General features: G+C 66.7%; 22 protein-coding genes and 1 pseudogene. 4 read left to right on the top strand and 19 right to left on the bottom strand.

The window, feature by feature from the left end; translation table 11 throughout:
- The first annotated feature begins 44 nt into the window (after nucleotides 1–44).
- Entirely contained in the window at nucleotides 45–872 is an 828-nt protein-coding gene (locus tag ACWPN8_RS08675; RefSeq protein ID WP_109446152.1) for a universal stress protein, read from the top strand.
- Between the two features lie 43 nt (nucleotides 873–915).
- On the opposite strand, the gene ACWPN8_RS08670 is transcribed toward ACWPN8_RS08675, so the two are convergent.
- The 12 genes and pseudogenes from ACWPN8_RS08670 to ACWPN8_RS08615 form a co-directional block, all read right to left on the bottom strand.
- A complete protein-coding gene (locus ACWPN8_RS08670) occupies nucleotides 916–1,728 on the bottom strand; it encodes an inositol monophosphatase family protein (protein ID WP_492240523.1) in 813 nt (270 codons plus the stop codon).
- A 37-nt stretch (nucleotides 1,729–1,765) separates the two neighbouring features.
- On the bottom strand, nucleotides 1,766–2,329 hold the full coding sequence (locus ACWPN8_RS08665) for a hypothetical protein (protein WP_492240522.1): 564 nt from the start codon (nucleotides 2,327–2,329) through the stop codon (nucleotides 1,766–1,768).
- A 142-nt stretch (nucleotides 2,330–2,471) separates the two neighbouring features.
- Complete coding sequence (locus tag ACWPN8_RS08660) at nucleotides 2,472–2,780, bottom strand: hypothetical protein (protein ID WP_492240521.1); 309 nt, start codon at nucleotides 2,778–2,780, stop codon at nucleotides 2,472–2,474.
- Between the two features lie 163 nt (nucleotides 2,781–2,943).
- Complete coding sequence (gene hflX / locus ACWPN8_RS08655; protein ID WP_492241383.1) at nucleotides 2,944–4,224, bottom strand: GTPase HflX; 1,281 nt, start codon at nucleotides 4,222–4,224, stop codon at nucleotides 2,944–2,946.
- A 52-nt stretch (nucleotides 4,225–4,276) separates the two neighbouring features.
- Nucleotides 4,277–4,525, bottom strand: coding sequence for an RNA chaperone Hfq (hfq, locus tag ACWPN8_RS08650; RefSeq protein WP_012974114.1), 249 nt, complete (start codon nucleotides 4,523–4,525; stop codon nucleotides 4,277–4,279).
- A gap of 61 nt (nucleotides 4,526–4,586) precedes the next feature.
- On the bottom strand, nucleotides 4,587–5,315 hold the full coding sequence (locus tag ACWPN8_RS08645; protein ID WP_109446141.1) for an HAD family hydrolase: 729 nt from the start codon (nucleotides 5,313–5,315) through the stop codon (nucleotides 4,587–4,589).
- Nucleotides 5,316–5,493: 178 nt separating this feature from the next.
- A pseudogene (ntrX, locus tag ACWPN8_RS08640) lies at nucleotides 5,494–6,895 on the bottom strand (nitrogen assimilation response regulator NtrX).
- Nucleotides 6,885–9,203, bottom strand: a complete 2,319-nt coding sequence (locus ACWPN8_RS08635) for a sensor histidine kinase NtrY-like (protein WP_109446137.1) — start codon at nucleotides 9,201–9,203, stop codon at nucleotides 6,885–6,887. Before ACWPN8_RS08635 ends, ntrX begins: the two are co-directional and overlap by 11 nt.
- A 236-nt stretch (nucleotides 9,204–9,439) precedes the next feature.
- Nucleotides 9,440–10,885 (bottom strand): nitrogen regulation protein NR(I), encoded by a 1,446-nt coding sequence (ntrC, locus tag ACWPN8_RS08630; RefSeq protein ID WP_098739873.1) that lies wholly within the window; start codon nucleotides 10,883–10,885, stop codon nucleotides 9,440–9,442.
- Nucleotides 10,885–12,099, bottom strand: a complete 1,215-nt coding sequence (locus ACWPN8_RS08625; protein WP_492240520.1) for a two-component system sensor histidine kinase NtrB — start codon at nucleotides 12,097–12,099, stop codon at nucleotides 10,885–10,887. Before ACWPN8_RS08625 ends, ntrC begins: the two co-directional genes overlap by 1 nt.
- Nucleotides 12,099–13,085: a tRNA dihydrouridine synthase DusB gene (dusB, locus tag ACWPN8_RS08620; protein ID WP_492240519.1), complete on the bottom strand. Its 987-nt coding sequence runs from the start codon at nucleotides 13,083–13,085 to the stop codon at nucleotides 12,099–12,101. The genes ACWPN8_RS08625 and dusB overlap by 1 nt, the downstream gene beginning before the upstream one ends.
- A 156-nt stretch (nucleotides 13,086–13,241) precedes the next feature.
- A complete protein-coding gene (locus tag ACWPN8_RS08615; protein ID WP_109446133.1) occupies nucleotides 13,242–14,072 on the bottom strand; it encodes a cytochrome C assembly family protein in 831 nt (276 codons plus the stop codon).
- A gap of 174 nt (nucleotides 14,073–14,246) precedes the next feature.
- Here ACWPN8_RS08615 and ACWPN8_RS08610 point away from each other — a divergent pair, with 174 nt between their 5' ends.
- From ACWPN8_RS08610 to ACWPN8_RS08600, 3 genes are read left to right on the top strand one after another with little or no spacing between them, the layout of a single operon-like run.
- Nucleotides 14,247–15,419, top strand: a complete 1,173-nt coding sequence (locus tag ACWPN8_RS08610; RefSeq protein ID WP_492240518.1) for a bifunctional 2-C-methyl-D-erythritol 4-phosphate cytidylyltransferase/2-C-methyl-D-erythritol 2,4-cyclodiphosphate synthase — start codon at nucleotides 14,247–14,249, stop codon at nucleotides 15,417–15,419.
- 36 nt (nucleotides 15,420–15,455) lie between these two features.
- Entirely contained in the window at nucleotides 15,456–15,959 is a 504-nt protein-coding gene (locus ACWPN8_RS08605) for a CinA family protein (protein WP_109049900.1), read from the top strand.
- A gap of 24 nt (nucleotides 15,960–15,983) precedes the next feature.
- Nucleotides 15,984–16,190, top strand: coding sequence for a 4-oxalocrotonate tautomerase (locus ACWPN8_RS08600; RefSeq protein ID WP_282188100.1), 207 nt, complete (start codon nucleotides 15,984–15,986; stop codon nucleotides 16,188–16,190).
- Nucleotides 16,191–16,223: 33 nt separating this feature from the next.
- Here the strand turns inward: ACWPN8_RS08600 and ACWPN8_RS08595 are convergent, their stop codons facing one another.
- The 7 genes from ACWPN8_RS08595 to ACWPN8_RS08565 form a co-directional block, all read right to left on the bottom strand.
- Nucleotides 16,224–16,679: a type II toxin-antitoxin system RatA family toxin gene (locus ACWPN8_RS08595; protein WP_109049901.1), complete on the bottom strand. Its 456-nt coding sequence runs from the start codon at nucleotides 16,677–16,679 to the stop codon at nucleotides 16,224–16,226.
- A 36-nt stretch (nucleotides 16,680–16,715) separates the two neighbouring features.
- Nucleotides 16,716–17,672 carry a lipoyl synthase gene (gene lipA / locus ACWPN8_RS08590; RefSeq protein ID WP_492240517.1) on the bottom strand — a complete coding sequence of 319 codons (957 nt, stop codon included), beginning with the start codon at nucleotides 17,670–17,672 and terminating at the stop codon, nucleotides 16,716–16,718.
- 61 nt (nucleotides 17,673–17,733) lie between these two features.
- Nucleotides 17,734–18,219, bottom strand: coding sequence for a DUF29 domain-containing protein (locus ACWPN8_RS08585; protein ID WP_492240516.1), 486 nt, complete (start codon nucleotides 18,217–18,219; stop codon nucleotides 17,734–17,736).
- Between the two features lie 42 nt (nucleotides 18,220–18,261).
- Nucleotides 18,262–19,659 (bottom strand): dihydrolipoyl dehydrogenase, encoded by a 1,398-nt coding sequence (lpdA, locus tag ACWPN8_RS08580; protein WP_109096346.1) that lies wholly within the window; start codon nucleotides 19,657–19,659, stop codon nucleotides 18,262–18,264.
- Nucleotides 19,660–19,674: 15 nt separating this feature from the next.
- On the bottom strand, nucleotides 19,675–19,977 hold the full coding sequence (locus tag ACWPN8_RS08575) for a chorismate mutase (RefSeq protein WP_492240515.1): 303 nt from the start codon (nucleotides 19,975–19,977) through the stop codon (nucleotides 19,675–19,677).
- Between the two features lie 19 nt (nucleotides 19,978–19,996).
- Complete coding sequence (locus ACWPN8_RS08570; RefSeq protein WP_492240514.1) at nucleotides 19,997–21,325, bottom strand: pyruvate dehydrogenase complex dihydrolipoamide acetyltransferase; 1,329 nt, start codon at nucleotides 21,323–21,325, stop codon at nucleotides 19,997–19,999.
- Between the two features lie 16 nt (nucleotides 21,326–21,341).
- Complete coding sequence (locus tag ACWPN8_RS08565) at nucleotides 21,342–22,730, bottom strand: pyruvate dehydrogenase complex E1 component subunit beta (RefSeq protein ID WP_109096344.1); 1,389 nt, start codon at nucleotides 22,728–22,730, stop codon at nucleotides 21,342–21,344.
- Nucleotides 22,731–22,748 lie beyond the last annotated feature (18 nt).

Below are 22,748 nucleotides of genomic sequence, written 5' to 3'. Positions count from 1 at the left end.
CCGGCTGATGGTGGACCGATCATAATGTTGGGAGACGCGAGGGCATGCCGATCAAGACCATCCTGCTGCACATGGCCAACGACGACGCCCACGCCAGCCGTCTGGCGGTGGCCGCGGCTTTGGCCAAGCGTTTCTCCGCACATATCCAGGCGCTCTACATCGCCACCCCGGTGTCGATGCCGGCGGGCGCCACCGGCCGCGCCGCGTCTTATGGCTTCATGGCGGAGGCGACCGCAATCGCCCATGAGAATGCCGAGCGGATCGAGCAGGAGGTCCGCAAGTCGCTTGACGGGCTGCCCTACGACTGGACGGTCGAAGAGGGTGACCACGTCGATCTGCTGGCAGAGCGCGCCGCCTATGCCGACCTGATCGTGGTCGCGCAATCCGCGGCGGTGCGGGCCGGCGAGCGGGTGTCTCTGCACCACATCCCCGACCGTTTGCCGCTGGAGACCGCCACGCCGGTCCTGGTCCTGCCGCCGAAGCAGCCGGCGGCGGCGCCCATCGGCCGCCATGTGCTGATCGCCTGGAAGAACACGCGCGAATCCACCCGTGCGGTCCGCGCCGCCATGCCCTTTCTGGAAACTGCGGAATCCGTCACCGTGCTGACCGTGGAGCCGCTCGGGCAACAGAGCAGGGAAGCCGCGACCCTGGTCGAGTGGCTGCACCGCCACGGCATCGCCGCACGTCCGCAATCGGTCATCGCGTCCGGCGGCGAGGTCGGCGACATGATCCTGTCCTGCTGCACCGACCAGGGCGCCGACCTGCTGGTGATGGGCGCCTACGGCCACTCCCGCCTGCGCGAACTGGTTCTGGGCGGGGCGACCCGCACGGTGCTGGACGGGCTGGCCCTGCCGGCGTTGCTGGCACATTGAAGGGGCGCGGGAGGGCTGTCGCCCTCCTGCCCCAAGGACGCACTCAGCCGAAAAGCTGTCCGTGCAGCGCCTGCCAGCTTTCGCGGTCGGGCGCCAGCAGGATGCTGCCGTTCAACAGTCCAGGCCGGTAGGGTGTCCCGTCGATCAGCGCCGAATGGCCGCCCGCCTCGGCATGCAGCAGAACGCCGGCCGCATGGTCCCAGGGCATCAGCCGGTGATAGAGCGAATACTGCGCCCGTCCCTCCAACAGCCGCAGATACTCCTGGGCGGCGCTCGACAGGCAGACGCGCTCCGCCAGCCCGACGCTGCGCTCCTCCAATCTGAGCCTCATCTCCTCGCTGCAGAAGCGCGTGGACAGTGCGCCCACCATCTGCCGCAACGGCACGGCCGGCGCGACATGGACGCGGCGCCCGTCGAGCCAAGCCCCCTGCCCCTTCACCGCCGTCGCCATCCGGCCGTCGACCGGATCGTGAATCCAGCCGGCGATCGTCTCACCCTTGCAGGCAAGCGCGACGATCACCGCGAACATCGGCCGTCCCTGGGCGAAGTTGATCGTGCCATCCACCGGGTCGATGATCCAGACCGGGTCGTCGCCATGGATGCGTTCGAGCACGCGCTCGTCCTCGGATGCGGCCTCCTCCCCGACGACGCGGCTGCCCGGCAGCAGCGCCGACAGCGCCGGGGTCAAGGCCCGCTCCGCCGCCTCGTCCGCCAGCGTGACGAGGTCGGTCGGGCCGGTCTTCTGCCGGATGCCGGCGGCGTCGAGCTTCTGGAAATAGGGCATGATCTCCGTCCGGGCGACGGAGCGGATCAGATCCGCGACGCAGTCAATGTCGGGAAGCGGGAAACCCGTCATGGTCGATTGGCCCTTTACGGCTTGAGTTCGGAGAGGGTCAGCGCTTTGCCGCCGGCTTGCTGCCGGGCACGCTGTCCAGCTTCAACATAGGATCGCCGCCCTTCGGATCGGTCAGCAGCACCTTGCCGTCCAGTCCGCTGTCCTTCAGCGCCTTCGACAGCGCATCGAAGGTGGCACGGTCGGCCGCGGCGGCGGCGGCTTCCTTGGCCGCATCGGCTGGCGGAGGCGGCACCGGTCCGCCCTGCGCCGGTTGGCGTGGCGCCTTGGGGTCGGGTGGCGGCGGTGGCGGAGGCGCCGCGGCGGTATCCTTCTCGGGCTCCGGCGGCGGCGGTGGAGGAGGAGGAGGAGGCGGTTGCCACAGGCGGAAACAGTCGGTGAAGGTCTGCTGCTTGCACTCCTTCAGCAGACCGGCGGCATCGGGGGCGACGACCTGCGGTTCGTCGGGCGCCACCGACAGCGGCTTCGGCGGCGGAGGAAGCGGGTCTTCAGGCGGGGTTTCCGGTTCTTCCACATAGCCGGGAGGCAGCGGCGTTCCCGGTCGCAACGGCTCCGCCGCCGCCAGTGGCTGGACGAACGCCAGCAACAACGGCAGCGCCGGCATCAGACGGCCGGCACCGGTCAGGATGGTTCGTGAAGGGGAACGGAGCAATTCGGGACCGCGGCGATGGCGAACGGCTCATTATGACCTGCCATCGCAGGCGCCGTCATCCCTCAAGCATGTGTCAAATCACCGTCATGCCGCATCATGCCGCGGCGCGCTGATCGTGGCGAGGCTCATGGCGGGGCCCGCCGGTGAAGCCGCCATAGCCCCAGGCGGTCAGTTCACGGCAAATCGCCGAAATCTTCGCTGCCTCATCGGCATTCGGTTCCCGTTCGCCGGCGGCCTCGATCAGATGCATCAGGGTGGCACGGCCTTCCGGCGTACGCGAAAGCTCCTGCAGACGCAGAAGGGCCGCACCCGGCGGCAGATTTTCCTGACGGGCGACGAGAGCTACCTGATCGGCGAGAAATGCCGTAATCGAGAAGCACGACGGATCGGTTTGCAACCGCATTGGCAGTCCTCCTCAAGGGGGAGCACGACCGCTCCATTCCCATCATCGGACCCCAACGGGGAAATAACCACGCCGCATTCGTCTTAAGACCGGAGTGGGGTGCAACAGGTCATAGGCCTCTCTGCACCCCTTTCCGTTTAGCCAGGATACCCGGACGTACCGCCTAAGGTTGCGGCTCAGGCTGACTGTCGGGCTGGAACCGCTTTTCAAACCGGGCAAGATCGACAGGGTCGATGGAGACATGCAGATGCGCATGCTCCTCGTCGTCGCGCCGGTCCAGCACTTCGCCCTTGGCGTAAAGCCAGGCGAGCGCCGCCCCGTCGCCAAGGTCGACCGAAAGGTCGACGACCTGCCGGTTGACGTTCATCCGCTGGTCCAGCAGGCGGTCGAGGTTGTCGATCCCCTCGCCGGACAGGGCGGAGACCGCCACCGCCCGCGGATTGCGGCCGGTCTGGGCCAGGATCGCCGCGCGGCTTTCCTCGTCCAGCGCGTCGATCTTGTTCAGCACCTCGATCACCCGGTCGTCCGCTTCCGGGTCGATGCCCATGTCGGACAGCACCTCATGGACGTCGGCCTTCTGGGCGTCGCTGTCGATATGGGCGATGTCGCGGACATGCAGGATGATGTCGGCGGCGTCAACCTCCTCCAGCGTGGCGCGGAAGGCGGCGACGAGGCCGTGCGGCAGGTCGGAGATGAAGCCGACCGTGTCCGACAGGATCACCTTGCGCCCCGACGGCAGGGTCACCTGCCGCATGGTGGGATCGAGTGTCGCGAACAGCAGGTTCTGGGCGAAGACGTCGGCATTCGCCAACCGGTTGAACAGCGTCGATTTGCCGGCGTTGGTATAGCCGACCAGGGCCACCACGGGATAAGGCACCTTCGCACGTGCCTTGCGGTGAAGGCCGCGGGTGCGCCGCACCTCCTCCAGTTCCTTCTTGATCTTGATGATCCGGTCGCCGATCAGGCGGCGGTCAAGCTCAAGCTGCGATTCGCCGGGGCCGCCGAGAAAGCCGAAGCCGCCGCGCTGCCGTTCCAAGTGGGTCCAGGACCGCACCAGCCGGGATTTCTGGTAGGTCAGGGAGGCCAGCTCGACCTGGAGCATGCCCTCACGCGTCCGGGCGCGGGCACCGAAGATCTCCAGGATCAGGCCCGTGCGGTCGATGACCTTCGCCTTCAGCGACCGCTCGAGGTTGCGCTGCTGAACCGGCGACAGGGCGTGGTCGAGGATGACGAGCGAAGCCTCGGCCTCTTCCACCACCTGTGCCAGATGCTCCACCGTGCCGGAGCCAAGCAGGGTCGACGGTTGCGGCCGGTTCACCTTGGCGCATTCCGCATGGACGACGTCCAGCTGAATGGCCTGGGCAAGACCGACCGCCTCCTCAAGCCGCGATTCGGGAGGGCGCATGTCCCCGTCCGCCTCACTGCGGAGGACGGGGTGGACCACGATGGCCCGCGCGGCGCCGTCAGGGGCCGCGCCGTTACCATTGGTCAAGGGATCAGACGCTTTCACCTTCCTTGGGCGGCTCGAAAAGTTGAATGGGATGGGCCGGCATGACCGTGGAGATTGCGTGCTTGTAGACGAGCTGGGAATGCGCGTCGCGCCGCAGAAGTACCGAGAAGTTGTCGAACCAAGTAATGATGCCCTGGAGTTTCACGCCGTTCACGAGAAAGACGGTTACGGGAGTCTTGTTCTTACGGACGTGATTGAGAAACACGTCCTGCACGTTCTGGCTTTTTTCAGACATTTTTCATGCCCCCTTCTTCAATGTTCTTGGGACCCCTTTGCTAGGCGGTCCGCTCCCCGTTTCACGGTGTAGGTGTGGTCCGCGTCGGTACCGTCTCGACAGCCGTCTGCAGGGATATGGTATCACCATTGCCGTCCACCAAGCCATACAGGACGCGGTGAAGCGCCGTACAGTCGGTGTGGCGATGGGCGGGCGGGAAGCGGTCGAAGCCACTCCCCTCGCCCAGCCCTATTAGCACCGGAACGAGACCGGCGCCATGGGCGCATTCCATATCGATGTCGGCATCGCCGAGAAACCAGACATCCCCACCCGGCGCGATCCCCGCCGGCTCCAGCGCCATCCGCACCGGGGCGATGTGCGGCTTGTCGAACTCGGCATCCTGGGCGCCGACCAGTTTGCCGAAATAGCGGGTCCAGCCCAGCGCATCGGCCTCCGCCCTCAGGAACCTGCCGTTCTTGTTGGAGACGACGGCCTGATAGACGCCCTGCTCGTGGAAATGGCGCAGCAGCGTCTCGGCACCCGGCAACGGCGTCAGCCCGTCCAGATGGTGGGCGGCGAAATAGGCGTAGAACAGGTCGCGCGCCTCGGTCCAGCGCTCGCCGAAAATGCGCGGGAAGCTGTCGCGCAGCGATGCCTTGATCCGCTCGCGCGCCTCCTCCGCACTCCAGGGGGCGAGACCGAAGGACACCAGCGCATGGTTCAGCGCCTCGCGCACCGTGTCCCAATTGCTGACCAGGGTATTGTCCCAGTCATAGAGGACGGCGCGCGGCAGGGTGATGGGGGAGGACAAGGAGATGCTCCGGTAGACGTGGGAAGGGCGGCACGAGGCCGCCCTCACCTGGAGGTCATCCCCGTGACGGCGGGGATCCAGGTTGCCCCACAGCAACTTCTGTGCAGACGCTGGATTCCCGCCGTCGCGGGAATGACGGACGGACGGAGAAGCCATTGGCGTCGAGCGATTGCACCGATCACTCGAGGAACATCTTCCCCTTCTCGCTGCCATGGACGCCCAGCGACTTCAGCTTGCGGTGAAGGGCCGAGCGTTCCATGCCGACGAAGGACGCGGTGCGGGAGATGTTGCCGCCGAAGCGGGTGACCTGGGCCAGCAGATATTCGCGCTCGAACACCTCGCGGGCCTCGCGCAGCGGCAGGCCCATGATCTCGCCGCCCTTGTCCCATTTCAGGACCGTCGGGGTGATGGCGCCGATCTCCGGCGGCAGGGTGTCGGCGCGGATCGGCTCCTTGGGATCGCCATGGGCCATGATCAGCAGCCAGTCCACCACGTTGCGCAACTGGCGCACGTTGCCCGGCCAGTCATAGGCCTGGAGGGCGGCCATGGCGTCCTCGCCGAACTCGCGGGTCGGCAGGCCGGACGCTTCGGCGGACCGCTGCATGAAATGGCGGGCCAGCACCGGGATGTCCTCGCGCCGCTCGGCCAGCGACGGCACGCGGATCGGCACCACCGACAGACGGTAGAACAGAATCCTGGCGGAAGCGCCCCTGCTCGATTTCCGCCTGGAGGTCACGGTTGGAGGTGGCGATGACGCGCACGTCGACCTCGACCCGCTGTCCGCCGCCGACGCGCTCGAACACCTGTTCCTGAAGGGCGCGGACGATCTTGCCCTGGGTCTCCAGCGGCATGTCGGCGACTTCGTCCAGCAGCAGCGTGCCGCCATGGGCCTGCTCGAAGGTGCCGATCTTGCGGCCGGGACCATCGACGCCGGCCTCGGTGCCGAACAGCTCCATCTCCAGCCGTTCCGGCCGCATGGTGGCGCAGTTCAGTCCGACGAAGGGACCGCCGGCCCGGCGCGAGCGGGCGTGGATCAGCCGCGCCACCACCTCCTTGCCGGCACCGGGAGGGCCGGAGATCAGGACGCGGCTGCCGGTGGGCGCCACCTTGTCGATGGACTGGCGCACCTGATTGACCGCCGAAGACTTGCCGATCAATTCCGCGTCGCCGCCGGCGCGCAGCTTCAGTTCCTGGTTCTCGCGCTTCAGCCGTGCCGCCTCGATGGCGCGGTCCACCATCAGCAGCAGGCGGTCGGCCTTGAACGGCTTTTCGATGAAGTCGTAGGCGCCGACCTTGATCGCCTGGACCGCGGTTTCGATGTTGCCGTGGCCGGAGATCATGATCACCGGCAGGTTGCCATGATCCCGCATCAGCTGTTCCAGGATTTGCAAGCCGTCCAGCCTGCTGCCCTGGAGCCAGATGTCGAGCACGACGAGGCTCGGCCGACGCGCCGCCACCTGGGCGAAGGCCTGATCGGCGTCGGCGGCTTCGCGCGTCTTGATGCCTTCGTCGTTCAGGATGCCGGCTATCAGCATCCGGATATCGGCTTCGTCGTCGACGATCAGAATGTCATGCGCCATGGGCTTCGTGCCTCATCTCTCCGCCGGTCTCCGCCGGCCTGTCGTCACGGCCGCCCGCGTCGTTCGCGACCGTAACCGGGTGTGGAATGACCAGGGTCACGCGCGCCCCGGATCCGCCTTCGCGGTCCTCAAGGGTCAGCACGCCGCCATGGTCCTCCATGATCTTCTTGACGATGGCGAGCCCCAGCCCGGTGCCCTTGGCCCGCGTCGTCACATAGGGTTCGGTCAGCCGGTCGCGCTGTTCGCCGCCGGGCAGGCCCTTCCCGTTGTCCTGAACGGTGACGACGACCTTCTCGCCGTCGTCCTCCACCGCAATCGCCACCTCTCCGGGCGGCAGGTCCGACCCGTCCGCTGGAGGCGTACGACCCTCGATTGCGTCGGCCGCGTTCTGCAACAGGTTGGTCAGCGCCTGCGAGATCTGCCGGCTGTCGCAGGCCACCGTCAGCGGCCCCGACGGCAGCCGGGTGTCGAAGCGGATCCTGCCGGAGTGCGCGCTCGATTGCAGGAACACCGCTTGCCGGACCAGATCGTTGATGTTGACCGGCTTCATCACCGGCTGCGGCATCCGCGCGAAGGCGGAGAATTCGTCCACCATGCGGCGGATGTCGTCGACCTGCCGGACGATGGTGTCTGTGCACATGGTGAAGACCTCCGTATCGCTGGAGATCTCCTTCAGATATTTGCGGCGCAGCCGCTCAGCCGACAGCTGGATCGGCGTCAGCGGGTTCTTGATCTCGTGTGCAATGCGGCGTGCCACGTCGGCCCAGGCCGCCTTGCGCTGCGCCGACACCAGTTCGGTGATGTCGTCGAAGGTGACGACATAGCCGCGCACGGTGCCGTCGCGCACCTCCGCCGCGATGCGGACCAGCAGCGTCAGCGTCGTCTTGCCCGGACGCCGGATCTGGATCTGGTCCTGCACCACGCGGCCGGGCTTCTTCGGCGCGTTTTCCAGCAGGTCGCCGATGTCCGGCAGCAGCTCGACCAGCGACATGCCGATCATCCGCTCCGGATCCTCTTCGCCCAGCAGGCGGGCGGCGGACAGGTTCGGCAGGTTGATGACGCCGTCGGCATCGACACCCAGCACACCGGCCGACACGCCGGACAGCACCGTCTCGGTGAAGCGGCGGCGCTCGTCGAGCAGGCGGTTGGTCGACAGCAGCTCCCGCCGCTGCCCCTCGATCTCGGTGGTCATGCGGTTGAACGCGCGCGACAGCAGGACGAACTCGTCCTCGCCCGGCGGTTCCGACACGCGGACGGTCAGGTCGCCGGCGCGCACCCGCTCGGCGGCACCGATCAGAGCGCTGATCGGGCGGACCAGACGGGTGGCGAAATTCAGCCCGGCCCACACCGCCGCCAGCAGCAGCAGCATTGCCACCACCAGGAAGATCAGCGTGAAGGTGACCTGCAGGCTGCCGCGCTGGTTCTCCAGCGCGGTGTATTCCTTCACCGCCCCTTCGGCCGAGGCCATGTGCTGGAGCACCCGCGGCTCCACCATGCGGCCGACATAGAGGAAGGTGTCCGACACCCGGTCCAGGCTGACCAGGGCACGGACGCGGTCGTCGGATTCCTTGACGATCAGCGCGACCTCGCCGGTGCGGGCCTGCTGGATCTTGTCTTCCGGAATGGGCTCGAATTCCAGGGTGAAGGTGTAGCCGGCCCGCGCGACGATGGCGCCGGTGGTGCCGTTGAAGACGATCGCCTCCGACAGCGCGCGCAGCATCGCCTGGGTGGCGACGACCTGCTCGAACCGCTCGGGGTCGCTGGAGAAACGCGCCTCCTGCGACAGGTCGTTGGCCATCGCCAGTGCGTCGGCGCGGATGTTCTGCTGGTGCTCGTGCAGGTAGGCGCTGGCGACGACCAGGGATTCATTCACCGCCGTGCGGACACGGTCGCTGAACCAACTCTGCACCCCGACATAGAAGAACAAGGTGGAAAAGACGGTCATGATGATGGCCGGCGCCACCGCCAGCACGCTGAACACCAGCACCAGACGGGTGTGCAGCCGCGAGCCCGCGAGCCCGCGCCGCCGCCCGATCAGGATGGCGACGATGCGCCGGGCGATCAGCACGCCCAGCGTCAGCAGGATCGCAAGGTCGAGCGTCAGCAGAAGCGTGACGGTCCGCGGGTTGGCCTGTCCGAACGGCGCGCTTTCCGTCATCGCCGCGTAGGTGGCGAAGCCGGCGGCCAGGGCCGCCAGCGACAGGGCAAAGGCCAACCGCTTGCCCAGGCCGACCCGCCTGGACCATTGAAGAATCTTCTGCCAGACCGGCCTTTGGCCGGCTGCTGCGATGTCGGAATTCGGTGGCATGGTCCGGCGCTAATCTGTTGCCGGAAAGATACACCTCTGTTGCGGCCCTGCCAAGCCTCAACGAATCTGCCTTTCGGACAGCATAGTCTACGCCGGACGGCGTCAGAAAAGGTGCAGAAGGCGCCAAGTGGTGAATGGGCGGCGGTTTGCCCGCCGCCCCTGACTGCGCTGTGTCACAATTTTGGCACGGATCGGCTGCGATGCCGAGCCTCCCCGCACGCGCTGCCGGATGCGGCCTACTTGATGCCGCGCATCACCTGGATATCGAGGTCGCGGATCTTCTTGCGCAACGTGTTGCGGTTCAGGCCGAGCAGTTGTGCCGCCTTGATCTGGTTGCCGCGGGTCGCCGACAGGCTCAGCGAGATCAGCGGCCGTTCGATTTCGCGCAGCACCCGGTCATACAGGCCGTTGGACGGCATGCCGTCCTTGTGGGCGGCGAAATAGTCCTTGAGGTGGCGCTCGACGGCCGAGGACAGGCCCTCGCTCTGCGGCTCCTCCACCGGCTGGGCGGCCGGGGTGGCGTCGGCGAGTTCCGCCTCCACGACATCCAGCCCGATTACCTCCTGCGAATAGAGCGCGGCAAGGCGGCGGACGAGATTCTCCAGCTCGCGGACGTTGCCGGGCCAGCGATAGCGCTTCAGCCGGTCCATCGCCGCCTGGTCGATGCTCTTGGCCGGAAGTCCCTGGCTGATGCCGAGATTCAGGAAATGGCGGACCAGCAGCGGGATGTCTTCCGTCCGCTCGCGCAGCGGCGGCAGGCGGATCGGCACCACGCACAGGCGGTAGAACAAATCCTCACGGAACAGCCCCTGGCGGATCAGGGTGCGCAGGTCACGGTGGGTCGCCGCGATGATGCGCACGTCGGTCTTGATCGCGGTGCGCCCGCCGACGGTGGTGTATTCGCCCTCCTGCAGCACGCGCAGCAGCCGGGTCTGGGCGTCGAGCGGCATGTCGCCGATCTCGTCCAGGAACAGCGTTCCGCCCTGCGCCTGCTCGAACCGGCCGGTCGACCGGTTGGTCGCGCCGGTGAAGGCGCCCTTCTCGTGGCCGAACAGTTCGGATTCGATCAGTTCGCGCGGGATGGCGGCCATGTTGATGGCGACAAAGGCGCCGTTGCGCCGCTTGCCGTAATCGTGCAGCGCGCGGGCGACCAGCTCCTTGCCGGTCCCGGACTCGCCGGTGATCATCACCGTCAGGTCGGTGCCCATCAGGCGGGCCAGCACCCGGTAGATTTCCTGCATGGCGGGCGAGCGGCCGATCAGCGGCAGCTGTTCCTCGCCCTCCACGTCGCCGCCCGGCATGGCGGCCGGCGGGGTGTTGGTGTTCAGTGCCCGTTCGACGACGGAAACCAGTTCCTTCAGGTCGAAGGGCTTGGGCAGATATTCAAAGGCCCCACGCTCCGCCGCCTTAACCGCGGTGATCAGCGTGTTCTGCGCGCTCATCACGATGACGCGCATTTCGGGACGCAGCTTCTTGATGCGCGGGATCAGGTCCAGGCCGTTTTCGTCCGGCATCACAACGTCGGTGATGACCAGATCGCCCTGCCCGTCCGCCACCCAGCGCCACAGCGTCGCGGCGTTGCCGGTGGTGCGGACCTCGTGCCCGAGCCGGGCCAGGGCCTGGGTCAGGACGGTGCGGATGGCGCGGTCGTCATCCGCGATGAGAATGGTCGCTGCGCTCATCAACGAGTTCCCCGGCCGCCCTTGGACTGCAAGCCAGCGTCAGAAATCTTCGAGTCCCCGGAAAGTTTCGGTTCATCGTATTTCGAATCATCGTACATCGGCAGCGACACCTTGAAGACGGTCCGGCGAGGCTGGCTGTCGAACTCGATGGTTCCGCCATGGTCGCCTATCAGTTTCGCCACCAATGCAAGACCAAGGCCAGTCCCGTTCACTTTGCTGGTCACGAACGGATCGAACAGGTTGGACTGAAGGTCTTCCGGAATACCGTCGCCGTTATCCTGAACCGTCACCAGCAGGGGCAGGTGCCGGCGCACATCCCCGCCGGGCAGCGCCATACGCACACCATGCTGGTAGGAGGTCGTCAGCGTGATCTCGCCGCCCGATTCCGGTGCAGCCTCTGCCGCATTTTTAACCAGATTCAGGAAAACCTGCACAAGTTGGTCGCGATTGCCGTAAACAGGAGGCAATGACGGGTCGTAGCGCTCGACAAAGCGTATTTTTCGGGCAAAGCCGCTCTGGGCCACTTTCCGCACATGTTCCAGAACGGTGTGGATGTTCACCGCGGCCCGCTCCAGCGGCCGTTCGTCGGAGAACACCTCCATCCGGTTGACCAGCGCGACGATGCGGTCGGCCTCGTCGCAGATCAGGCGGGTCAGCACCCGGTCCTGGTCGCTGGCGTTCTCCTCCAGCAGCTGGGCGGCGCCGCGGATGCCGGACAGCGGGTTCTTCACCTCATGGGCCAGCATCGCCGCCATGGCGGTGACGGAGCGCGCGGCATGACGGTGGGTCAGCGAGTGGTCGATCTTGCGGGCGAGCGACCGCTCATGGATGGTCAGCACCACATGGTCGGGCGGGTCGCCCATGGTCGCCACCTGCACCGTCACATGGTGCGGGCCGATGCGGGGCGTATCGATGATGACACCGTCCTGCGACACCCGGCGGCTGCCCCGGCGCACCTGTTCGATCAGACCCATCACCGGGCTGTCCGGCGGCAGCAGGTCGGGCAGCGGCATGCCTTCCATGGCGTTGGCCGACAGGTCGAAGAACTCCTGCCCTTCCAGATTGACGAAGCGGATGTCGCCGTTGCCGTCCACCACCAGCACTGGATCGGGCAGGCTGTTCAGCACCACCAGCGAGTCCAGCCGCGGCGCCCTGGCGGCACCCGACCGGTTGCGGCCACGTTGGCCCGGAGCGGTCATCGGTACGGGATCCATCAGGCGGCCATCCTTTCGATTGCCGGTTCATAGAAGGCACGGATGCGGTCGCGCACCGCGCCGGGATCGCCCAGCTGGTTGATCTCCTGCCGGAACTCGTTGGAGCCGCGCAGGCCGGTCGAGTACCAGGAGACATGCTTGCGGGCGACCTTGATGCCGCCGTCCGTGCCGTAATGGCTCAGCATGCTGTCGAAATGCTCCAGCAGCGTGTCCATCTGCTCGGGCAGCGGCGGGTCAGGCAGCATTTCGCCGGTGCGCATGTAATGCATGACCTGAGACGGGAACCAGGGACGCCCATAGCTGCCGCGCCCGATCATCACGCCGTCGGCGCCGGATTCGGCAAGCGCACGGTCCACCGCCTCGAAGCTGGCGATGTCGCCGTTGACGACGATGGGGATCTTCACCGCCTCCTTCACATGGCGGACATAGGTCCAGTCGGCGGTGCCGGTATAGAACTGCATGCGGGTGCGGCCATGGACCGTCACCATCCTGATGCCGCACTGCTCGGCGATGCGGGCGAGGTTGGGGGCGTTCCGGTTGGTCTCGTCCCAGCCCAGCCGCATCTTCAGCGTGACCGGAATGCCGACGGCCTTCACCACCGCCTCCAAGATGCGGCCGGCCAGTGCCTCGTCCCGCATCAGGGACGAGCCGGCATGGCCGTTCACCACCTTCTTGACCGGGCAGCCGAAATTGATGTCGACGACCGCGGCGCCGCGATCCTCGTTCAGCTTCGCCGCCTCGGCCATCACCACGGGCTCGCAGCCGGCGAGCTGGACCGCCATCGGAAACTCTTCCGGCTCGGTTTCCACCATGCGCAGGGTCTGGCGGTTCTCGCGGATCATCGCCTGGCTGGCGATCATCTCAGACACGACGAGGCCGCAGCCCGCGCGCTTCACCAGACGGCGGAACGGCAGGTCGGAGACACCCGACATGGGCGCCAGGATCACCGGTCCGGCGAGCGTGATGGGTCCGATTTGTATGGTCATTCTCACCTGCCCGATTGATGGGCAAATCAACAAAGTGCCGTCAATTTGGGCAAGTTATCACGCGGCGACAGTCGTGCGCAAGGGCGAAGCCCCACCGCCACTCTCAGGCCCTGCCCTAAACCCATGATCTTGCATCGGCTTGTGCCGACTTCCGGCTCAGCTCCAGGTCCACTGGCCGATCAGTACGTTCGAGACGAACTTGACGCCGGGATAGGCAAGCGTCGCCAGCAGGTAGACGATCAGCATGGTGCGCGCCGCCGTCTTTCCGCGAACCCCGGTCCGGTATTCGGCAAGCAGCAGCACGCCGATCACGATGAAGGTCGCCAGCGACAGCAGGCTCTTGTGGTCGGTGCGGAACAGCAAACCCTGCTCGAAATAGAGCACCGCCATGCCGGTGGCGAGGCCGGCACCCAGCACCACTTCGGACGCGATCAGCAGGCGCAGTTGCAGCCGCTCGCTCTCCGCCACCGGCGGCAGGAAGCGGCTGAGCGGGGTCGGCCGCTTGGACTTCAGCGCCCGGGTTTGGATCACCGCGGCGAAGGACGACACGGCGCTGAGCGTCAGCAGGGCATAGGTGAAGACCGACACGGCGATGTGCAGGTCGATCCACACGCCCGGCGCGTTGCCGCGTAGAATCGGCGCTGGCGCATCCTCGGTCAGGGTCGCGAGCAGGCAGACCACCAGCAGATAGGGCAGCAGCAGCGGCGCCAGCCTCCAGGCGGTGGCATGGAACAGGCTAAGCCCGATGAACAGGGCCATGCAGGCGGCCGTCGTCACCCACAATGCCGTCGAAAATCCAGTCTGCCACTGGCCGGCGACCTGGAGGATCGCCCACATGCCGGGCCCGGCGGCGGCGAGCAACAACGCGCCCCAGAAGGCCCAGCCACGCCCGTCCACGCCCTGCCCCGCGATGCGCCGGTAGGGGTAGAGGGCGGCAGGCACCAGGGCCACCAACGCCGTCAGGCTCAAAAGAATGTTCTGCGACATGGACCCGAATGCACTCCCGTCTTCCCGCCATCATGCTGCCGAGCGTGCCGGCCGGCTCCCTGACATTGTCCGGAGCGTCTCGGCGGCAAGGCTCGGCACTTGGCGGAACCACGGCGACAGGCTAGGCTCCGCGACGTTTCCGTCAAGTGGCTATCATATCTTACGGTTTGCCTTATGCCCACCTGCATCGCCCCCAGCTGTATTGCTTTGATCGTGGCCGGAGGATCCGGACAGCGGTTCGGGGCCGAGCGGCCGAAGCAGTATCTCGACCTCGCCGGCAAACCGGTGCTGCGCCGGACGGTGGAGGCCTTCCTGGGCCATCCGCAGGTCACCGGCGTGCGCGTGGTCATCGACCCGACATGGCGCGATGCCTATGACGCCGTCCTGTCCGGGCTTGCCCTGCCCGACCCGGTTGCCGGCGGCGCCAGCCGTCAGGACTCGGTCCGCAATGGGCTGGAGGCCTTGGCTGCCGACGGCGCGCCCGACCTCGTCCTGATCCATGACGCCGCCCGCCCCCTGATCGATGCCGACACCATCGCTGCGGTGATCGCGGCGCTGGACAGCTCGCCCGGCGCCATCGCTGCGGTTCCGGTGGCCGATACGCTCAAGCGCGGGAGCGGTGACGCCATCGCCGGCACCGTGGACCGCGACGGGCTGTGGCGGGCGCAGACACCGCAGGGCTTCCGCTTCCCCGCCATTCTCGAAGCCCACCGCGCCGCCGCCGGCCTGTCGCTGACCGACGATGCCGCAGTGGCGGAGCGCGCCGGGCTGGCCGTGGCGCTAGTTCCATCCAAGGAGGACAATTTCAAGGTGACCACCCCCGACGACCTGAGCCGCGCCACCCGCGCGATCATGAGCAGCCTGTGGGACGTGCGGACCGGCAGCGGGTTCGATGTCCACCGCTTCACCGACGGCGATTTCGTGACGCTCTGCGGCCTGCGGGTGCCGCACAGCCATGGGCTGGAAGGCCATTCGGATGCGGATGTCGGATTGCATGCCCTGACAGACGCCATCCTCGGGGCGATGGCTGCCGGCGACATCGGCAGCCACTTTCCGCCGACCGATCCGCGCTGGCGCGGTGCCGACAGCGCCAAGTTCCTGCGCCATGCCGCCGATCTGGTGGCGGAGCGCGGCGGCGTCATCGCCCATGCCGACGTGACCGTCATCTGCGAGCGGCCGAAGGTGGGACCCCACCGCGCCGCCATGGCGGAACGTATTGCCCAGATTCTGGGCATCGAGGTCGGACGGGTCAGCGTCAAGGCGACGACCACCGAGCAGTTGGGCTTCACCGGCCGGCGCGAGGGCATTGCGGCCCAGGCTGTGGCGACCGTCCGACTTCCGGGCTAACATCCTGTCCGACGACACGAACCGGGAGAGGCCGTCATGTTTCCCGAGATCATCCGCGACCTCGCCGCCCAAACTCTCGCCGAATACGGCCTCGCCGGCTTTATGCTGGCGACCGCCGAATCCTGCACCGGCGGCCTGATCGCCGGTGCCCTGACCGATATCGCCGGCTCGTCCAAGGTGGTCGACCGCGGCTTCGTCACCTACACCAACATCGCCAAGACCGAAGTGCTGGCCGTCCCCGCCAGCCTGCTGCATGCCCATGGCGCCGTCAGTCCCGAGGTGGCGGTCGCCATGGCGGTCGGCGCGCTGGCGAAATCGCGCGCCGACGTGACGGTGGCGGTGACGGGAATCGCCGGCCCCGGCGGGGCCACGGAAACCAAGCCGGTGGGCCGGGTCTATGTCGCGACGGCCGTGCGCGGCGGAGCCGCCAAGGCCAAGGAATACACCTTCCCCGGCGACCGCGACGCCGTGAGGATGGCGACGGTCCAGGCGGCGCTGGAGCGGCTTCGGCTCGCCCGGCCGACCGGAAGCCTGCGCTGAAGACTCGCCGACAAACTCTTCACAATGAGGGAAAAAGACCCGATGCCGACCATCAACATCCAGCTGTTCGAAGGACGCACCGTCGAACAGAAGCGCGACTATGCCAAGGCGTTGACCGAGGCGACCGTGAAGGTCCTCGGCTGCTCGCCGTCCGCGGTGGACATTATCTTTCAGGATGTGAAGAAGAGCGATTGGGCGAGCGGCGGGGAGCTGTGGTCGGACAAGAGCTGACCGACCACCCGTCTCAATCGTCCGCGGCCGGCGTCAGGCCGGCTGCGTCGCCCGGCCCGGCCCGTAAAGCTGGGCCGCGCGCGTTTCAAAGGCCTGGACCATGCGGCGGACAGCCTCGTTGAACAGCAGCCCCATGATCTTCTGCAGCATCTTCGAGCGGAACTCGAAATCGACGAAGAAGTCGACGCAGCAGCCACCGGGATGCTCGTTGAAGATCCAGTGATTGTTCAGATACTGGAACGGCCCGTCGGTGTACTGAACGTTGATCCGGCAGTCGGGCTCGTGCAGCTCCACCCGCGAGGTGAAGCGTTCGCGGACCATCTTGAAGCCGATGATCAGGTCCGCGAACATCACGTTGTCTTCGCGCTTGCGGATGCGGGCCGCCAGGCACCAGGGCAGAAACTCCGGATACTTCTCCACATCGGCGACCAGGTCGTACATCTGCTGGGGCGTGTAGGGAAGAACCTTCTTCTCCGCGTGCGTCGGCATGCCCGTATCGTGTCCTTTCTTATTGAGCCGCCTGGATCAGGCGGCCGCGACCCCCAGCTTGCGCAGCCGGGCTTCGCGCAGCTTCTCGAAATCCGCACCCGCATGATAGGACGAGCGCGTCAGCGGCGACGAGGCCACCAGCAGGAAGCCCTTGCCGCGGCCAACAGTGGAATAACCGTCGAACTCCTCAGGAGTCACGAAGCGATCCACCGCCGCATGCTTGGGCGTGGGCTGGAGATACTGCCCAATCGTCAGAAAGTCCACATCGGCGGAGCGAAGATCGTCCATCACCTGCCCGATCTCCTCCTTCGTCTCGCCCAGGCCAACCATCAGACCGGACTTGGTGAAGATCGTCGGATCCAGCTCCTTCACCCGCGCCAGCAGCTGCAGCGAGGCGAAGTAGCGCGCGCCGGGACGGATCGTAGGGTAGAGGCGCGGCGCGGTTTCCAGATTGTGGTTGAACACGTCCGGCTTGGCCTCCACCACCACCTCGACCGCACCCTTCTTCTTCTGGAAGTCGGGGGTCAGGATTTCGATGGTGGTCGTCGGCGACGCCGCACGGATGGCGCGGATGGTGCGGGCGAAATGCTCCGCACCGCCGTCGGTCAGATCGTCGCGGTCGACCGAGGTGATGACGACGTGGGACAGCTTCAGCTGACCGACGGCCTCCGCGACTTTCTCCGGCTCATGCGGGTCGAGCAGATCCGGACGCCCGGTCTCGACATTGCAGAACGCGCAGCCGCGCGTGCAGATGGAGCCCAGGATCATGAAGGTGGCGTGCTTCTGCTTCCAGCACTCCCCAATGTTCGGGCAGGCGGCCTCTTCGCACACGGTGTTCAGCTTCAGACCGCGCATCAACTGGCGGGTCTCGTTGTATTCCTGGCTCATCGGGGCCTTGACCCGGATCCAGGCCGGTTTGCGCTGGATAGGGTTGTCGGGCTTGTGGGCCTTCTCGGGGTGGCGCAGCTTCTCGGTCTGGTCGACGAGGGTCATGGTCTAAAGCTCCCGATGGCCGACGCGATGCCCGGCCCCGACAATAGGTGCGATGAGGATGTCAAACCCGCCATTCCGGCGGAAACAGTTCGGCCGGATAGGACGGATCGAGCGCCTGGTCAAGCGTGAAAGGCGGCTCGACCGGGAAATGGCCGTCAGGGGTATCCGCCTCGTCGGCGGCATCCAGCCGGGCTTTGCGATAGATCTTCTCGAACACAGCGGCGATATAGGGCCGCAAGCTGGGGCTGGCAGCAATCTCATCCACCAGTCGGTCGCGCCGCTCGCGTATCGTTCGACGCCAGCCGCGTTCGCACCGCTCGCGCAGATCCTGACAAAACAACCACTTCAGCAAATGGGTCATTAGGACCCGCAGCCGGCTGTCGATCTCGGACTTCTGGCTGCGGCCCATGCTCTCGATCTCCTCGGCGACGTTCCCCCAGTCGACCGGGGCATTGTTCCGCTCGGCGCCGGCACGGCGAAGCTCCTGCGCCTGGGCTTGGGTCCAGGCATAGAAATCCTCGTCATACGCGGCGCTGCTGCGGTCCATGGCCCCATCCGGCTGGGAAGAACGTCACCTCGGAAACATCAGTTAAAAGTGGATCGCCCGGCCATAGGCATCAAGGACCGACTCATGCATCATTTCCGACAAGGTCGGGTGCGGGAACACCGTGTGCATCAGCTCGGCCTCGGTCAGCTCCGACGACTTGGCGATGCCGTAGCCCTGGATCAGCTCGGTCACTTCCGCACCGATCATGTGGGCACCCAGCATCTCGCCGGTCTTGGCGTCGAAGATGGTCTTGATCAGGCCTTCCGGCTCGCCGAGCGCGATGGCCTTGCCGTTGCCGACGAACGGGAAGCGGCCGACCTTGATCTCGTAGCCGGCTTCCTTCGCCTTCTTCTCCGTCAGGCCGACCGACGCGATCTGCGGGTGCGAATAGGTGCAGCCCGGGATGTTGCGGACGTTCAGCGCATGCGGATGCTTGCCGGCGATGTGCTCGGCGACGATCACGCCTTCATGGCTGGCCTTGTGGGCGAGCCAGGGCGCGCCGGTCACGTCGCCGATGGCGTACACGCCCGGCTCGTCGGTCTCGCACATGCCGTTGGTCTGGATGTGGCCGCGGTCGGTCTTGACCTTGGTGTTCTCCAGGCCGAGGCCTTCGGTGTTCGGGCTGATGCCGACGGCGACGATGACGCGGTCGACCGTGATGTCCTCGGTCTTGCCGCCGGCTTCGACGGCCACGGTCACGCTGTCGGCGGCCTTGCGCAGGTTGCCGGCCTTGCCGCCGGTGATGATGCGCATGCCCTGCTTCTCAAAGGCCTTCCGGGCCATTCCGGAGATTTCCTCATCCTCCACCGGAAGGATGCGGTCCATCACTTCGACAACGGTGACCTTGGCGCCGAGCGCGTTGTAGAAGCTGGCGAACTCGATGCCGATGGCGCCGGAGCCGATGACCAGCAGCGACTTCGGCATGCTGTCCGGGGTCATCGCCTTGCGGTAGGTCCAGACCAGCTTGCCGTCATCCTCCAGGCCCGGCAGCGTGCGGGCGCGCGCACCGGTGGCGATGATGATGTGCTTGGCGCCGAAGGTGCCGACCGGGGCTTCGCCCTTGGAAACCGCCACCTGCCCCTTGCCGAGCAGCTTGGCCGAGCCTTCGATCACCGCGACCTTGTTCTTCTTCAGCAGGTGCTTGACGCCGCCGTTCAGCTGCCCGGCGACCTTGCGCGAGCGGGCGACGACCTTGTCGAGGTCGAAGGACGGGTTCTGGATGACCAGACCATAATCGGACGCGTGCTTGGCGAGATGCAGCACCTCGGCCGAGCGCAGCAGCGCCTTGGTCGGGATGCAGCCCCAGTTCAGGCAGATGCCGCCCAGGTTTTCACGCTCGATGACCGCGGTGTGCAGGCCCAGCTGCGCGGCGCGGATCGCCGCCACGTAACCGCCCGGTCCGCCGCCGATGACGATGACGTCGTAATTGATGTCGGCCAAGGGTGTTCTCCCCATTCAGGAGCGAGGCGCATCCTCGCGGCCGGCGGCAAAGATGCCTTCCTCGACCCGGCACGCCTCGTCGATGATCGTCTGGTACAGGGTGGCCATGAAGTCCAGATCCAGGCCGTAGGCCTTGCCTGCCTCGGCCGCCCGCCGTTTGACCGCTTCGACGCGGTCGGGCAGGACGGCCGGCAGGTTCTCCGCCATCTTCACCGCTGCGACGCGGTGGACGACGGACAGGCGCTTGCCCAGCAACGCGACGATCTCGTCGTCGATGGCGTCGATCTCGGCGCGGAGCGGGGCAAGGCTTTTCGACATGGAACCGGTCCTCCAGCCGTCAGAGCAGCATCGAGAGCGGATCCTCGAGCAGCTTCTTCACCGCTCCAAGGAATTCCGCACCGACGGCGCCATCGGCCACGCGGTGATCGAAGGTGCCGGTCAGGCTCATCACCGTGGCGATGGCCAGAGCGCCGTCCTTCACCACCGGGCGCTGCTCGCTGGCGCCGACCGCCAGGATGCAGGCCTGCGGCGGGTTGATGATCGCCTGGAACTGCTTGATCCCCATCATGCCCAGGTTGGAGATGGAGATGGTGCCGCCCTGATACTCTTCCGGCTTCAGCGCGTTGTCGCGCGCCTTCTTGGCCAGCGACTTCATCTCGTTGGAGATGTCGGCCAGCCCCTTGGTCTCCGCCTTCTTGACGATCGGGGTGATCAGCCCGGTCGGGGTGGCGACGGCGACCGAGATGTCGGCGTGGCTGTACTGCAGCATCGCCTCGTCGGTCCAGGCGGCGTTCAGCGCCGGGACCTTCTTCAGCGCCAGAGCCACGGCGCGGATGATGAAGTCGTTCACCGACAGCTTGTAGGCGTCGGACCGGCCGTTCAGCTCGGCACGGACCTTCATCAGCGCGTCGATCTCGACATCCACCGTCAGGAAGTAGTCGGGAACCGTGCGCTTCACCTCGCCCAGACGCTTGGCGATGGTCTTGCGCATGCCGCTGTTCGGCACGGCGGTGTAGGCCATGCCGAGCTTGTCGGCGAGCGCCTTGGCATCCACGCCTTCGGCCTTCGCCGGGGCCGGAGCCGCTGCGGGAGCCGGAGCGGCGGCAGCCGGAGCCGAAGCAGGGGCCGGGGCGGCAGCGGCCTTGGCCGGGCCGGCGGCCTTGGCGGCCTCGACGTCGGCCTTGACGATGCGGCCGTGCGGGCCGGTGCCCTTGACGGTCTTCAGGTCGACGCCGGCCTGCTCGGCGATACGGCGGGCCAGCGGGCTGGCGAACACGCGCTCGCCACCTGCCGCCGGAGCGGCAGCAGGAGCGGCCGGAGCAGCGGCGGCAACCGGAGCTGCCGCGGGCGCCGGCACAGCGGCCGGAGCGGCAGCTGCCGGGGCCGGAGCGGAACCGGCGGACGCCAGCGCGCTCTCGTCCTCGCCCTCTTCCAGCAGGATGGCGATGGGGGTGTTCACCGCCACGCCCTGGCTGCCGGCCGGGATCAGGATCTTGCCGATGCGGCCCTCATCGACCGCTTCGACTTCCATGGTGGCCTTGTCGGTCTCGATCTCGGCGAGCACGTCGCCGGACTTCACCGTGTCGCCTTCCTTCTTCAGCCACTTGGCGAGGTTGCCCTCGGTCATCGTGGGCGAGAGGGCAGGCATCAGAATCTGAACGGTCATCCTATCAGCCCTCCTCTCAGCGGTAGCAGGCTTGCTTGGCGGCCTTGACGATGTGATCGACCTGCGGCAGCGCCAGCTTTTCCAGGTTGGCGGCGTAGGGCATCGGCACGTCCAGGCCGGCCACGCGGGCCACCGGCGCATCGAGATAATCGAACGCCTGCTCCATCATCAGAGCGCACATTTCCGAACCGATGCCGGCGAAGGGCCAGCCCTCCTCGACGGAGACGAGGCGGTTGGTCTTCTTGACGCTGTTGACGATGGTCTCGGTGTCCAACGGACGGATCGTGCGCAGGTTGATGACCTCCGCGTCGATGCCTTCCTTGGCCAGGATCTCCGCGGCGGCCAGGGCATGGCCGACCATGATCGAGAAGGCGGTGATCGTCACGTCCTTGCCGGCGCGCTCGATCTTGGCCTTGCCGATCGGCAGCACGAACTCCTCGTCCTCCGGAACCTCGAAGCTCTGGCCGTAGAGAATCTCGTTCTCGAGGAAGACGATCGGGTTGGCGTCACGGATCGCCGCCTTCAGCAGGCCCTTCGCGTCGGCCGCCGACCAGGGCGACACGACCTTCAGGCCCGGGCAGTGCGCGTACCACGAGGCGTAGCACTGCGAGTGCTGGGCGCCGACGCGGGCAGCGGCGCCGTTGGGGCCGCGGAACACGATCGAGTTGCTCATCTGTCCGCCCGACATGTACAGCGTCTTGGCGGCCGAGTTGATGATGTGGTCGATCGCCTGCATGGCGAAATTGAAGGTCATAAACTCGACGACCGGCTTCAGGCCCTTGAAGGCGGCGCCGACGCCAAGACCGGCGAAACCGATCTCGGTGATCGGCGTGTCGATGACGCGACGCTCGCCGAACTCCTGCAGCAGGCCCTGGGTCACCTTGTAGGCGCCCTGGTACTGTGCGACCTCCTCACCCATGACGAACACCTTGTCGTCACGGCGCATTTCCTCGGCCATCGCGTCGCGCAACGCTTCGCGGACCGTCTTCTTGACGGTCTTGGCCATGAATTTGTCCTCGTCCGACGCGGGCGCCGCGACCGGAGCCGCCGGCACCGTGGGTGCCGGAGCCGGAGCGGCTTCCGCCACCGGGGCAGGAGCGGGGGCGGCCGGAGCGGCGGCAGTCGGGGCGTTGCCGCCCTTGCTCAGCGCGCTCTCGTCCTCGCCCTCTTCCAGCAGGACGGCGATGGGGGTGTTCACGGCGACGTTGTCGGTGCCCTCGGCGATCAGAATCTTGCCGACGCGGCCTTCATCGACCGCCTCGACCTCCATGGTCGCCTTGTCGGTTTCGATCTCGGCGAGGACATCGCCGGACTTCACCTGGTCACCTTCCTTCTTCAGCCATTTCGCCAGTTTGCCCTCGGTCATCGTGGGCGACAGGGCCGGCATCAGCACTTCGATCGGCATTCCTCAACCTCCGGCGGC

This window comes from Azospirillum sp. UENF 112521 (genome assembly GCF_058780665.1).
Note: the sequence above shows the minus strand (reverse complement) of the source record. Positions and strands in the feature narration are given on the sequence as shown.